The organism is Vibrio sp. A1-1, assembly GCF_021728175.1.
GTDB classification, from domain to species: domain Bacteria; phylum Pseudomonadota; class Gammaproteobacteria; order Enterobacterales; family Vibrionaceae; genus Vibrio; species Vibrio diabolicus.
In genome coordinates this window covers 296943-311104 of the sequence record NZ_JAKKCL010000002.1, presented here as the reverse complement: position 1 = coordinate 311104, position 14162 = coordinate 296943, and the positions used below count along the sequence as shown (strand labels likewise).

Annotated in this window: 12 protein-coding genes; 7 read left to right on the top strand and 5 right to left on the bottom strand. The window is 43.6% G+C overall.

Features of this window, described 5'->3' with window-relative positions; genetic code table 11:
* Window positions 1-269 precede the first annotated feature (269 nt).
* From L3V30_RS05460 to L3V30_RS05435, 6 genes are all read left to right on the top strand, one after another.
* Window positions 270-1733 carry a 54K polar flagellar sheath protein A gene (locus L3V30_RS05460; protein ID WP_104971457.1) on the top strand — a complete coding sequence of 488 codons (1464 nt, stop codon included), beginning with the start codon at window positions 270-272 and terminating at the stop codon, window positions 1731-1733.
* 241 nt (window positions 1734-1974) lie between these two features.
* Window positions 1975-2745, top strand: a complete 771-nt coding sequence (locus L3V30_RS05455; protein ID WP_005378438.1) for an ABC transporter ATP-binding protein — start codon at window positions 1975-1977, stop codon at window positions 2743-2745.
* Between the two features lie 82 nt (window positions 2746-2827).
* The gene (locus L3V30_RS05450; protein WP_012841998.1) at window positions 2828-3598 is read left to right on the top strand and encodes an ABC transporter substrate-binding protein; all 771 of its coding nucleotides are present in this window, start codon (window positions 2828-2830) and stop codon (window positions 3596-3598) included.
* Between the two features lie 81 nt (window positions 3599-3679).
* Window positions 3680-4420, top strand: coding sequence for an ABC transporter permease (locus tag L3V30_RS05445; RefSeq protein WP_006742137.1), 741 nt, complete (start codon window positions 3680-3682; stop codon window positions 4418-4420).
* 3 nt (window positions 4421-4423) lie between these two features.
* Window positions 4424-5101 (top strand): ABC transporter permease, encoded by a 678-nt coding sequence (locus tag L3V30_RS05440; RefSeq protein ID WP_005390676.1) that lies wholly within the window; start codon window positions 4424-4426, stop codon window positions 5099-5101.
* A 155-nt stretch (window positions 5102-5256) separates the two neighbouring features.
* Complete coding sequence (locus tag L3V30_RS05435) at window positions 5257-7977, top strand: ImpA family metalloprotease (protein WP_237308488.1); 2721 nt, start codon at window positions 5257-5259, stop codon at window positions 7975-7977.
* Between the two features lie 97 nt (window positions 7978-8074).
* On the opposite strand, the gene xthA is transcribed toward L3V30_RS05435, so the two are convergent.
* The 5 genes from xthA to dinG form a co-directional block, all read right to left on the bottom strand.
* Entirely contained in the window at window positions 8075-8881 is an 807-nt protein-coding gene (gene xthA, locus L3V30_RS05430) for an exodeoxyribonuclease III (protein WP_237308487.1), read from the bottom strand.
* A gap of 94 nt (window positions 8882-8975) precedes the next feature.
* The gene (rsmS, locus tag L3V30_RS05425; RefSeq protein WP_005378432.1) at window positions 8976-9140 is read right to left on the bottom strand and encodes a pleiotropic regulatory protein RsmS; all 165 of its coding nucleotides are present in this window, start codon (window positions 9138-9140) and stop codon (window positions 8976-8978) included.
* Complete coding sequence (locus L3V30_RS05420) at window positions 9140-9685, bottom strand: primosomal replication protein (RefSeq protein WP_012841995.1); 546 nt, start codon at window positions 9683-9685, stop codon at window positions 9140-9142. Before L3V30_RS05420 ends, rsmS begins: the two co-directional genes overlap by 1 nt.
* A complete protein-coding gene (locus tag L3V30_RS05415; protein WP_005390688.1) occupies window positions 9682-10467 on the bottom strand; it encodes a TSUP family transporter in 786 nt (261 codons plus the stop codon). The genes L3V30_RS05420 and L3V30_RS05415 overlap by 4 nt, the downstream gene beginning before the upstream one ends.
* A 14-nt stretch (window positions 10468-10481) precedes the next feature.
* Window positions 10482-12557: an ATP-dependent DNA helicase DinG gene (gene dinG / locus L3V30_RS05410; RefSeq protein WP_237308486.1), complete on the bottom strand. Its 2076-nt coding sequence runs from the start codon at window positions 12555-12557 to the stop codon at window positions 10482-10484.
* 514 nt (window positions 12558-13071) lie between these two features.
* Between dinG and L3V30_RS05405 the strand changes: the two genes are divergently transcribed.
* The gene (locus tag L3V30_RS05405) at window positions 13072-14103 is read left to right on the top strand and encodes a porin (protein ID WP_006742133.1); all 1032 of its coding nucleotides are present in this window, start codon (window positions 13072-13074) and stop codon (window positions 14101-14103) included.
* Window positions 14104-14162: the final 59 nt, after the last annotated feature.

The following is a 14162-nucleotide window of genomic DNA, read 5'->3' as shown; positions in this document are numbered from 1 at the left end:
GCCATTTAGGGTGATTGATTTAGATCACTTTAAGAATGGTTGTGAAATAAAACTACAGAAAGTTTCTGGCATGCGAATGAGATGGTGAAATCTTGTGTAATTTCATTACACAAGTTGCATAAAATTAGAATTTGTTGCTCTTATCGTTCTGGGATGCAGGGTAAATATCAATATTCATGATGATTATATAAAGCTGGCTTTATTCTTGCTTTCTACAGGGCAAAGACGATTTTTTGGCTAATCATTGCCGCTCAGTTTAGGAAAAAGACATGAAACAGCTTAAAGTACTGCCACTAGTGGCAATCATCTCAGGGTTAATGGTCGGTTGTGGTGGCGGTGGCGGTGGCGGTGGTAGTTCCACACCAAGAACTACATTCACTTTTACTTTTGCAGCTCCAAATGTCATTAGTGAAACAAATGCACAAAAAGACAGCTGTACTATTTACGACCGTAGAGTAGATGGCAATGGCATCGAGCAGGTATTGACCTATCAACCAGCCGTAAGTGCACAGCTAACAGGAGGTAAGGTTGTCGGTTTCTATTCAGACAAGAATGGTGTCCGTCAAGGCGACTTTATCTACCCATCAGGCACTACTTTGAAATTTGTTCTAGAAGACATTCCTGAGGACGGCTATTTTACTTATCAGTTGCTTGATGCTTCTGGAACCGTATTTACGGCAAACAGCTTCAGTCGAGACTTTTTAAAGGACAATAACCTTAGAAACTCAACGTTCTCAATGAATCGAGAGGCGGTGTCTGCTTGTAATAAAAATGGCAACTTCCGTAAGGCTACCCGAACTGACCTTAAATATGAAGCAACGGAGGCTGGTGGCTTAGAGTACAACTTCATATCTCAAATTGCGAAAGAGTCTAAGCCTACCTATTCTATTGATTCTTTAGATGTAAGAGCAATTGGTTCGAAGATGGAGTCGACAGTCGTGCTGCAATATGCAGACGCAGCGAAAACAGAACTGCACCAGTATGGTATTCGCGATTGGTCGAGTGAATCACCATTGCCATTGGTTGGCATGAATGGTTCTTCTCCAATCTTGAACCCAACATCTTTCAAATATGACACTTTAGACATCAGTGTACTTGTTGGTGATTACAACTACGAAGTTGCAGAGCTACCTATGTCAACGACGAAGTTCTACCACCCGCTTGAGCCAAAAACGGAAACTTGGACTTACAGTGTTGCAGCTGAAAAACCTATCAATGGTTGGACGGTAGCGCTGAACCAAAAGATGTATCAGGACGCAAATTGGGATATCTCAATTGATCCAAGCGCTTACTACAACCTAAATGCTCTGCCTGCGTCGCATGTGGTGAGAGGTTCAACTATTGATACTGGTTTTGCTTTCACTGACCAAGATAAAGGCTTTAGCCGCCTTGCATATCGTGCAGAGTCTAACTCTGGAACACTACACCGAGTAACACACAAGGTATTTACAACTTTAGAGAGTGATGTCGTTGTTCCGGAGTTGTTCTACTACACATTCGATGACAGTGTGAAACAAGATTTGAAAGTTTCTTCTACAAGTGATTACTCACAATCTATTGTCGTGGAGTCTGCTGAAGCAAACCTAAATAGCTATGACTTTGTTTCTCTTTTCTCTCATGGTGATGTGACCGATCTTAAAGTGGATCACGATGGTCTTGTGATCAGTGAAGTTGATTCTGAGAAGGTCAATACGAATGCTCAGAAATCTGATTTTATGGTATTGGTTAAGTAGCGTCTTAACACTTTTGTAAATTTATTAAGCCCCTTCTAAAGGGGCTTTTTTATATTTAATATTCAGCTTTTGAAGAATAAGTTGCTATATATTGCATATTAATTTGGCTATCGTATCTTTCTATTCGAATTATTTAGGTTAATAATTTGTTGCAAGTTTCAGGGTGTGGTGCTAATTTGTTCCGAATTAGAGAGGGCGGAGTCCCTTAATTGCAGTGACAAAAACACAGGGAGTAGAGCGCATGAATGATGTACCAGCGCTAGATATAAAAGACCTGCACAAAACATTTGGACAAAATGAAGTTCTCAAGGGAATTTCTCTTGCCGCGCACAAAGGAGATGTCATCTCCATCATTGGCTCTTCCGGTTCTGGTAAGAGTACCTTTCTTAGATGTATCAACTTGCTAGAAACGCCTACCGCAGGCGAAATTTGGGTGAATGGTGAATTAATCCAAATGAAGAACAACCGAGCAGGGGAATCCGTTCCTGCTAATGAAAAGCAAGTGCAACGTATTCGCTCACGTCTAGCGATGGTGTTCCAAGGTTTCAACTTATGGTCACACCTGACAGTACTAGAAAACGTGATTGAAGCCCCTGTTCATGTTCTAGGCGTACCAAAAGCCCAAGCGATTGAAAACGCAGAAGTCTTGCTTAAGAAAGTAGGCCTATATGAGCGTAAAGACTATTATCCTGGACACTTATCTGGCGGTCAGCAGCAACGTGCCGCTATTGCCCGTGCGCTAGCAGTTGACCCTGAAGTGATGTTGTTTGACGAGCCAACCTCGGCGCTTGACCCAGAACTCGTTGGGGAAGTATTAGGGGTAATGAGAGATTTGGCAGATGAAGGACGAACCATGCTGGTGGTCACGCACGAAATGGCGTTTGCGCGAGACGTATCAAACCATGTGATGTTCTTGCATCAAGGCTTAGTGGAAGAACAGGGAAATCCAGCTAAGCTATTTACAAACCCGGATTCAGAACGATTACAGCAGTTTATCTCATCCATTTACTAATATTTTTAGGCGGCAGACTATTGCCTCCTAAGCCAGCACAACAAACAAAACGAAATAAAATAGCAATCACAGGAGTATGGAAATGAAAAAGTGGTTATTAGCAGCAACGATCGCTGCAACGGCAGTATCTGGTGTCGCTCAAGCGAAAGAATGGAAAACAGTTCGCTTCGGCATTGAAGGTGCTTACCCTCCGTTTAGCTGGACAGAAACGGATGGTTCGCTGAAAGGCTTCGACGTAGACATGGCCAACGCGCTTTGTGAAGAAATGCAAGTGAAATGTAAGATTGTCGCGCAAGATTGGGATGGCATCATTCCTTCTCTATTAGCGCGTAAGTACGACGCAATCATCGCTGCGATGTCTATTACTGAAGAACGTAAGAAGAAAGTCGATTTCACTGGCAAATACGCACTGATTCCAAACAAATTTATTGCCAAGAAGGGTGCGAATCTGGATTTTGACAACCTAGATGGCAAGAAAATCGCCGTTCAACGTGCAACAACACACGACAAATATCTGACAGATAACTATGGCGATAAAGTAGAGATTGTTCGTTACGGTTCTTTTGATGAGGCTTACCTAGATTTAGCCAATGGTCGTGTTGCCGCTGTATTGGGAGACGCCTCTGCTCTAGAAGAAGGTGTGCTTAATAAAGCGGGCGGCGACGCGTACGAGTTTGTTGGTCCGTCATTGACCGATCCTAAGTGGTTCGGTGAAGGTTTTGGTATTGCCGTGCGTAAACAAGATAAAGATCTAACGAAGAAATTGGACGCGGCGATAATTTCACTACGTGAGAAAGGTGTTTATCAAGAAATTGCTGGTAAATACTTTAACTACGATGTGTACGGTGAATAAACCGTAATTAAGCGACCGTTGGCTTGTTCCTAGAAGTAGTCAACGGTCGATTTTTTGAGTTTAGGGATTAGGAACTCACCTATGCTAGATTTACAAGGATACGAAGCTTCGATTTTAAAAGGGGCTTTAGTAACGATAGAAGTTGCAGTGCTTTCACTCCTTCTTGCCGTGATCTTAGGTATGCTTGGCGCATTAGCTAAGTTAGCGCCTTACAAATGGGCAAGGGCGATTGCCACTCTTTACACCACCGTCATTCGCGGCATTCCTGATTTGGTTCTGATGATGCTGATTTTCTTTGGTGGACAAATACTTTTAAACAATAGCCTGTACTCCATTAACGAAACGCTCAATGAGTGGTTTGCTTCGAGTGATCCAAACCATGAATGGACGTCTTACTTACCCGACTATATTGATGTCAGCCCATTTATTGCAGGTGTACTCACGATTGGTTTTATCTTTGGTGCCTACATGGCGGAGACTTTTCGCGGAGCGATCATGGCGGTGGACAAAGGTGAACTAGAAGCGGCGAAAGCTTATGGTATGAGCTCAGCCTTATCGTTTAGAAGAATCTTACTGCCTCAGATGATTCGTCATGCATTACCTGGATTTGGTAATAACTGGTTAGTGTTACTCAAGACCACAGCGTTAGTTTCCATCATCGGCCTGGATGACATGGTGAGAATGAGCTCGTTGGCGGCAGGTACGACGAAAATGCCGTTTACCTTTTACATGGCTGTCGCGCTCATCTTTCTATTTTTTACCAGCGTTTCGACCGGGCTACTCAAGCTTGTTGAGCGTAAGTTCAGTATTCATGCGAGGTAAGTTATGGATTTTTCTTTGATTATTGAAAGCTTCCCAACTTATCTTCAGGGACTTTGGACGACAGTTTGGCTGGTAGGATTAGCGTTGGTTATCGGTTTGTGTGTCTCGATTCCATTAGCCGTGGCACGTAATAGTACGAATTATGCCTTTAGCTTACCTTCTTGGGGATTCATTTACTTTTTCCGTGGAACACCGTTGTTGGTCCAGTTGTATTTGATTTATTACGGTATGGATCAGTTCTTTCCTGTGAAAGATACCTTGTGGGAAAACGCCTGGTTTTGTGCTTTAGTCGCTTTTATTCTTAATACGTCGGCTTATACAGCAGAAATTATTCGTGGTGCGATTAATGGCTTGCCCAAAGGTGAAGTAGAAGCTGCCAAAGCGTATGGGATGAGTAAGTTTATGACATACAGACGTATTATCTTGCCTAGTGCACTGCGTCGAGCATTACCAGCTTATTCAAACGAAGTGATTTTCATGCTGCACGGTAGTGCGGTCGCGGGTATCGTTACCATTATGGATCTAACTGGCGCTGCGCGCTTAGTTAACTCACGTTACTATGCGCCATTTGAATCTTTCCTAACGGCGGGGCTGTTCTACATGGCACTGACGTTTATGATCTTGTGGTGCTTTAAAGTGGCAGAGAAACGCTTCTTGGCATACCTACGTCCTTTAAGTTAATAATTAATGTCAGCAATGGTATCGGAATGGGTACCATTGCTTTTTGATGATTTTGTTATCTTCATTCCTATTTTCCCTACCGATACAAAAGACTATTTCTTTTTATTCATGTGCTTACATTAACATTTGATAAACTCATTGTTTAGTAAGTAAAAATGAAAAAAACAATTCTATCGTTGGGCCTTGCCGCCGTTACCACTGGATGTGGTGGAGGAGAGGGAGAGTCGCAATCTAATGCTCAAGTAAAACCAACGCCAGCTCCAGTTCAACAAGCTCTGGAAACTGGTAATGCACTGCTCGTTTCTGACCCGAACGATTTCATTCGAGAAAGTCGGCAAGTTGTGGAAGGGCACAAGAAACAGTCGAATACGATCAAATCTGCAATTGCGAAAAACCTTTCTGGCCTTTATTGGGATCCAACCCATGATGCAGCGATCTTGGCACCTCAGTATGGGTTCAACGACACGATCTTGATGACCAACAAGGCCATGGCTAGCGGTTATAAAGATCAAGCGTTGTCAATTGGCGTTGCTGGAGAAAAAGCTAATGGTCAACGTTATGCGCTATTAGGTAGTAACCCATTTAGAACGGCACAACGCTTTCCCGAGTCTTCGAATGCAGCGATGACTCAATGGCTAAGCAACCTGGTCACTTGGTTGTCAGGCGGAACTACTTCAAACGTTGTCATCGCGCAAATGGATCAGTCTTATTACTTCCCTGATGAGCAAGCGACTCGGAATTGGCTGAAAGACAATGTTTCACAAGAGTTGGCGTTTAACGAGGCCAACCTATGCGATGGTTCGAAGCTACTTAGCTGCTTGCAAACCAATACTCCAAACTTATTGATCTTGTCACAGCATCTGCAATCTGGCGACACCAACCAACAAGTACTCGATGCTCTGGCATACGCTGAGCAAGCCCAAATTCCTGTTCTATACCTGCATTGGGATGGAGGACTAACTGAACTTGGCCGAGACATTTTGGAAAAATTCCATGTTGATTATGTGGGAGATAACTATTGGCGTAAGTTAGGCTTGGTTGATTGGGCGCCTTCATCACTCATGAACTTCGTGCCAGACTCTGTTGCTACGCAACAAGCGCTGTTGTCTCGTTTTGAATCTCAAAACTTCAATGTTGACTTGTCACAGTGTGATGACAAATCTTGTCCTGACACTGCGAATATGGAAAGTCAATTTTATGCAGGGGCAAACAGTATTCGCCATCGGTTGCAAAAGCTTGATGAACAAAAAGTAGATTTGTTTAATCAAGATGGCTACCAATACGAAAAACTCATGGTATTGCTGGCTGATCACTATCGTCAAACGGTTGTGTTCCCAATGGACAAACAATCAACCCAAACGACCGAATTCCTAAAGTCGTATTTTGCCGATTACGTACAATACAACAGCCGAAGTGTGAACCCAAAACAACCAAATATGGGGAACTTCAGCCGTAGTGAGTTTAGCACTGAAGTAAAGAGAATCAGCGCAACGATTAATATGGAATCAAAGCGTAACTTCCGCTCTGCTGGTGTGTATGCGCTTCCTGGGGAGACCTTTACGGTCACGCGCAATGACAGTAATGAAGTGACGACTAAAATTGTCATCAACAGTTTAAGAAGTGGCGCAACTCATGAGTTCAGCAAAGATGGATACACGCGACCAAAGATGCTGACTTCTTTCGCCTATGAGGTGAAGCCGGGTGAAACCATCACGCTGACTTCACCTTATGGCGGGCCTATCCAGGTTCACTTTAACAATAATGATGTACCAGTAGCTCTAACATTTAGCCATGTAGCGCAGCACCCTGTATGGAGAAGTGAAAAGGATAACGATGCGTTTATTCAGGAGCTTGAAGCGAATTTGTTCGATTGGGCTGAACTGATCACCCCTGGGTTTGAAGTGCACTCAAAGCGTGACAAGATGTTAGAGTCGGTCAACGATGAAATGTGGTCGACACCAGCTGAAATGGCGCTGGCGACAGAAGAGTATGTTCATAACTACCCACATGTCTTGGCTGGTTTCCAAGGGCCGGGTATCGATGAGGTTCCGGAAATTATCCAGTATGCCAAAAATCAAGGTTGGGAAATCGCCAATATTGATATGGTGAAGCATATGAACGCTGACCAAGCGACGTGTGGTTACGGCTGTTCTGGTAACCCATACGATGCTTACTGGTCATTCAGCCCACTCGGTCACGGTGATTTACATGAGCTTGGTCATGGCTTGGAAAAAGGTCGATTCCGATTTGCTGGTTGGGAAGGGCATTCAACGACTAATTACTACTCGTATTACAGTAAGTCTCGTTTCTTCCAGAATACGGGGAAAGTTTCAACTTGCCAAAGTTTGGATTTCAAAGGCCAGTTTGAATTATTGCAAGCAAGCCGAACTCAAGCGGATCCAAACGTTTACATGGCAGCGCAAAATCAAACTGGTTGGAGTTGGGGAGCTCGCGTTTACATTCAAATGATGATGGCGACGCAGCATGAAGGTGTACTGCAAAATGGTTGGCATTTATTGGCGCGATTGCACCTGATTGAACGTGAGTTTAACCGCTTGAAATCGGATGATGCGCTTTGGAATGAGAGACGATTGAGTATTGGTTTCGCCAACTACTCTCGTGAAGAGGCAAATAGCATCTCAAACAATGACTGGTTGCTTATTGCTCTGAGCTACATCTCTCAGCGAGACATGACGAGCTATTTAGATATGTGGGGCTTCTCGTTCACAGAAAAAGCGAAACAGCAGGTTGTGGCGCTGAATCTACCACCGATGCCTCTCACTTACTTTGCAAGCAGCAATACCGGCTACTGTCTGAACGAATTTGCTCAAACGCCAGTCAGTGTTGATGGTCAAACGGTTTGGCCGCTGAACTAGCTGAGTAGAAAGTAACTTGCATGAAAAAGGGAGACAGAGTCTCCCTTTTTCATGGGTTAAGCTTAGCGTTGAGTCCCGCTTATTGCTCAGTTATGTATTACTTGAACGTCGACCAAATTGGAGCGTGGTCTGAAGGTTTTTCAATACCGCGCAATTCATAATCGATACCCGACTCAATACATTTTTGCGCGAGAGAAGGGGTCGCCAAAATGACATCAATTCGTAGACCTCGGTTATCATCAAACCCGCGAGAGCGATAATCAAACCACGAGAATTGATCGTTCACTTCTGGATATAGCTTGCGGAAGGTGTCCTCAAAGCCCCAATCTAGCAAGGTTTTCAGCCATTCGCGTTCTTCCGGTTGGAATGAACATTTACCTGTTTTTAGCCAACGCTTACGGTTTGGTTCGCCGATACCGATATCTGCATCAATAGGGCTAATGTTGATGTCACCCATAACAATCAATTGCTCGTCACTATTGTGATGATCGTTTAGGTAGGTCATCAGATCTTTATAAAACTGACGTTTGTATGGGAATTTTGTTTCGTGGCTGATGTTATCCCCTTGAGGGAAGTAGCCGTTTAGCACCGTGACCTTTTCGCCGTTTTCATTTAAAAACGTTGCCATGATCATGCGCTTTTGGTGCTCTTCGTTATCCGTCGGGAACCCTTTTTGTACGTGTAGAGGTTCGTGCTTACAAAGCATTGCGACGCCGTAATGCGCTTTTTGACCATGGAAATACACTTTGTAGCCCATGGCTTCGACAGCTTCAATCGGGAATGCTTCATCGTGAACTTTAATTTCCTGAAGGCCAATCACATCTGGTTGGTGTTTGTCGATTAGCGCTTGGAGTTGGTGCAGTCGCGCACGTAGTCCATTGATGTTAAAGCTGATTACTTTCATTGTTTATCCTTTTTGAGGGCGTACTTTTTTATGAATAGTATCATTGTGCAAGAGCGCTGAAAACGAGTCTCGGTGAAAGGAGCGAAACGTTGGGCTACTTTGCTTTTAATTTGTTTTCTAAGTCGTTTTGCACGATCTTCAAAGCGTTAAGCGCAACTTCTGGATCTATCTCATTGCTCTCAAGTAAATAGATCAAATCGACAGCCAATTTGATCTCTTCAGGTGCGTCATCTAAAGGCGAGGTTGGTTGATCGGCCATTATTGGTGTTTTTCCCTATGTGTAATTTGGTTCTCTAGTTTCAGAAGCGCTGCCTCACAACGAGCCAAACGTTGCTCGGTCGCTAGTAACACTTTCTGAGCCTCGGCACGCATAAAACTAGGAGCGGTTTCGACAGCACGTTCTTTTTCTAACACCATTTCGCGCAAGCGTCTTGCCCACTCTTGGTGTTGAGCGAGTTCCTGGTAAAGCACGTTAATAGGCTTGCGGAAATGGCTGCTATGTTTGATCTCATTCTTGCGAATTTTGGTGGTAGAAATCTCGCGTTGAATCGCACCGATTTGCGCTACTAACCGTTCAGTGAGGTACTCAGCACGCAAAGCGGTGAGCTTACCTTCATTTTGCTCACGCACAATCGCATCCAGCGTGGCTTTTGCTTCTTTTACGCAAGGAGTAAGTAAGCGAGAGCGACAACCAAATAAGCGCTCATCAAAAAGCGGAACATGGTGTTCGCCTCTTTGACGGTCAAGAACAGCGGCTTGCTTCGCCATTTGTTCTAGGTTTTCCTGGAGTTGAGAAATGTTCATGACAAACCTACAAACCATGCGTCATAAGCCAATTTTATGGCCAGTATACTGACGACAGTAACAAATACAGGGCGAATGAATTTAGAACCAAACCGAATGGCGGAATGCGCGCCAACAAAAGCGCCAGCCATTAAACATACCCCCATTGTTAAGCCTAGCACCCAGTTGATATGACCGAGGACTGCAAACGTAATCAAAGAGGTAAAGTTGCTGGTAAAGTTCATTGCTTTTGCTAAGCCAGAGGCGAGCAAGATATTCAGCCGATACAGAGCCATTGAACTGACCGTCCAAAAAGCCCCAGTTCCAGGCCCTGCGAGCCCGTCATAGAACCCTATGGATAATCCTTGCATGTACTGTTTTCTATGAAGTTTTGGGCAAGGCTCGGGAATTGGACTTTGATGAGGAGAGTGTGGTGTTTTATGGAAGACGGTGTATAACGCCGCCGCTAAAATAACAAGGGGTAACCCTTTTTCTAGCCAATCCGTGCTAATCGCGTCCACAAGTAGGGTACCTAATGTTGCTCCGACAAGCGTCGCAACAAATGCTCTTCCCCAACATTGAGGCTTGAATAAACGTTTCTTGTAGTACGTAAATGCCGCAGTAGAAGAGGCAAAGGTAGCCGCAAGTTTATTGGTGCCTAGTGCAATATGGGGCGGCAAGCCCAACGATAGTAGAGCAGGTACGGTTAGCATGCCACCACCACCGGCAACTGCATCAATAAATCCAGCGACAAAAGCGACAAGCGCCAACACCAACAGCATAGTTGGCTCAATCATTTCCATAAATGGTGATTCTTCTAATATTCTATTTTACGTTTAAATGGAGGTAGTGAGTCGATTAAGGCTTGTCCGTATCGCTTAGTGACTAGGCGTCGATCAAGAATCGTTACTCTACCAGAATCTCTCTCTTTACGCAGTAAGCGACCTACGCTCTGGATCAGCTTTTTGCTTGCGTCAGGTACAGTTATTTGCATAAACGGGTTCCCACCTTTTTTCTCGATATATTCGGAGTGAGCCTGTTCGACAGGAGAGGTTGGAACACCAAATGGAATTTTTGTAATCACCAAGTTTTCAAGTAATTCGCCAGGTAAATCTAGCCCCTCAGAGAAACTGCCAGTACCAAATAAGATGCTGGTTTTATTTGATTCTATTAGCTTTTTATGTTTTTTTAGAATTTCTTGACGTGAGCTTTCACCTTGAACTTGCAACGCCCAGCCTTTTTTTATGAACTCCGAAGACAGCGCCTTCGCAACTTGGTTCATCTGCCAATAGGATGAGAATAATACTAAGTTGGCTTTCTTGTCTTCCAAGTACTTAGGCAATATCTCAATAAGATATTCAGTAAATTGAGGCGCTGGTGGTTCATATTTCATCGCAGGGATGAGCAATTCTGCCTGGTTTTGGTAATCGAATGGTGACGCAAGCGCTAAAAACTGTGTGCCTGACTCTGGTTTTCCATCAATACCAACCTGATGGCAAAAGTAATGGAAGGAGTTTAATGCACGCATCGTTGCGGAAACTAAAATGGCGCCAATGCACCTGCTCCAAATTTGTTGGTCGAGTTGCCATCCAATTTCAAGCGGAGAAACACTCACAATGAAATCACCCTCGCGATCGGGGTGGGTTTCTAACCAGCGAGCTAAAGGCGCACCTTTTTCACGAGTTGGCTCAGCCATCAAGTGCCAGACTTGCGCTAGGTTTTCTAACCTTTGAATGTAGAAGCCGAGCTCTGCAAGCGCTGGTTCAGCCAATCTTGTCGCAAGCTCCCCATCTTTTACTCTTTCCGCAATAAGGTCGGCAATTTTTGCCACACTTTGATTTGCTTTTTTACTGAACTGCTTTAACTCTTTGGATTGGTTCTCTAGCCATTCTGGTAGTTCACCGTGCTCAAAGCGGTAGATACTCTCTTCAAACTGAGCTGGATCGAACTGTTTAGGCAGTTGAGTCAGTGCTGGTATCAAGTTCTGAACCGCGTCTTGAAGGTCGTTGCGAAATCGAGCTACGCGCTTCTCGTCTGCGAGCGATGAAAACTTGCTAATCGACAGATTTAACTTCTCAAGCCATGCTGCCGCACCTTTTAAGCTCGCAGATGCTGAAGCATGATCGCGGGCAACATGAGGCAAGTGATGTGCCTCGTCAAAGACGTATATCGTGTTTTCTGGCTCAGGTAAGATTACTCCGCCCCCCAAGTCTGCGTCTGCCATGACGAGAGAGTGGTTCGCAATGATGACATCATTCTTATCCAACTCTGAGCGCGCTTTTTGGAATGGGCAGCCGCGATGGCCGGGTAAGCTGTTATTACAACTGTGTTTATCACTAACAATCAGTTGCCATAGCTTATCATCAATGGTTTTAGGCCAAGAATCACGGTCACCGTCCCACTTACCTTGCGCAAGAGAGCGATGCATTGTTTCCAACAGCTCTATATCTCTTTGCTTAGGCTTGGTTTCGAACATGGCTAACTGACCACCATCAGCGCCACAAGCTGAAGCAAGTTTTTCTGCACAACAATATCGTTGACGGCCTTTTGCCAAAATAAAAGAAAACTCTCGGTCAGTAATCCGACGAAAAAGAGGGAGGTCTTTATTTATGAGCTGTTCTTGCAGAGCTACGGTCGCCGTTGAGATAACCACTTTTCTATTGTTATGTACAGCCACGGGGATGGCAGCCATTAGATAGGAGAGCGACTTACCAATTCCAGTCCCTGCTTCTGCAACCAGTATTCGGTTAGATTTGTGGTACTGACCGCACAGCGTTTTTGCAATCTCTGCAACAAGGTAGTTTTGTGCTCTTCTAGGTACAAAGTTATCAAGTTGATCTTGCAGGTTTTGATAGCTATTACGAATCGATTTTTGAATTTTACTGGTCAGCATACGGGCCTCAAATGCGTTGGAGGCGAATAGTAGCACACATCACTAGTTGTACAGTAGTTCACAAAACGGAATGCTTTTATGAGGAATGTAGATCTTCTTCACAAAAAAATATTGAACCTTATCTAAATGAAATTAATTTCATTATATGAAAAATATAAAACTCCAAATATGATATTTGTATGGTTTTTTATTCTATATATTTTGTTTTTTAGTATTTTTTTGGGTTTAAAATCTCATTGTTAATGGTTTTATAAATTATGAAAAATCAAGAGGATTGATTAGATGTTCGTCGAATAAATAAAGATAAACTTTTCAAGTTGTTGTTTTTAAATGTTATTTTTGTTTTTTTACATTGGTATTTAGAAAATTTGACAGCCAGAATAATCTTTTGCACTCTTAGCTCCAGATTTTGAGAAGGCGCTGTATAACGTTTTGTTAACGCTCTATCTCAAACATATAAAAAAAGGGAACCGGACAAGGATATCCCGAACTAAGAAAAGGCAGTGGATTAATTATGAAAAAAACTCTATTAGCACTAGCTGTAGTTGCGTCTGCAACTTCAGTGAACGCAGCTGAAGTATTCAAATCTGAAGAAGGTTCTGTAGATTTCTACGGTCAGCTACGTCCAACTCTTCTATTCCTAGACAGCACAGACCACACTGCAGAGCTAAACACTAGCTCTTCTCGTATGGGTGTAAATGGTGTTTACGTTGTAAACGACAACCTAAAAGTTCTAGGTGAAGTTGAAATCGGTGTTGCTCTAGGTGACAACTACGGTGCAGGTGCTGATTCAAGCGAGCGTACTGATGACTCAGTATACGTACGCCGTCACATCTTTGGCTTCGACATGGGCGATATGGGTACACTTCGTTTTGGTAAAGAAGGTACTTGGGCTGATGACATCTACGGAGCTGATTACTCATACTTCTTCGGTGGTTCTGCACTTCTTTACGGACACGCGTGGAACAACTCTTCTCAAATTAAATACGCTTACGAAAATGACGCATTCTGGCTAAAAGCTGGTTACGCGCTAGGTGAGAAAGATCAAAACGAAGAAATCCGCGAAGTATTCGTAGGTAAGTCTTTCAATGACCTATCTGTACACGCTGGCGTTCTTTCTTCTGAGAACAAGATTGCTTCTAAAGGTAACAACACTGAAAACCTATCTTTCGAAGTAACTGCTGAATACGCTCTAGATGAGCACACTCTAGGTGCTACGTACTACTACAACGAAAATGAAGACAAAGCAGCTAACGAGACTATCGATTCTCACGGTATCTCTCTAGCAGGCATGTTCGCTGTAGCTCCTAAAACAACACTTTACTCTGGCTACGAGCTAGTAATGTCATCTTCTGACAAATCTGGCAAGAAAGATGGCGACCAATCTAAGTTTTACGCTGGCGTTGAATACAAGTTCTCTAAATGGGCTCGCGTATTCGCAGAAGCGGGTTACAATTTTGATGGTGATAAGCTAGAAGCTGGTAAAACAACTGCAGAAACTGATTCTAAAACTGACTTCGGTGTTGGTGCACGTTTCTACTGGTAATCAATACCCAGTTTGATATTGTAAGACCCAGCTATATGCTGGGTCTTTTACTATGAAGA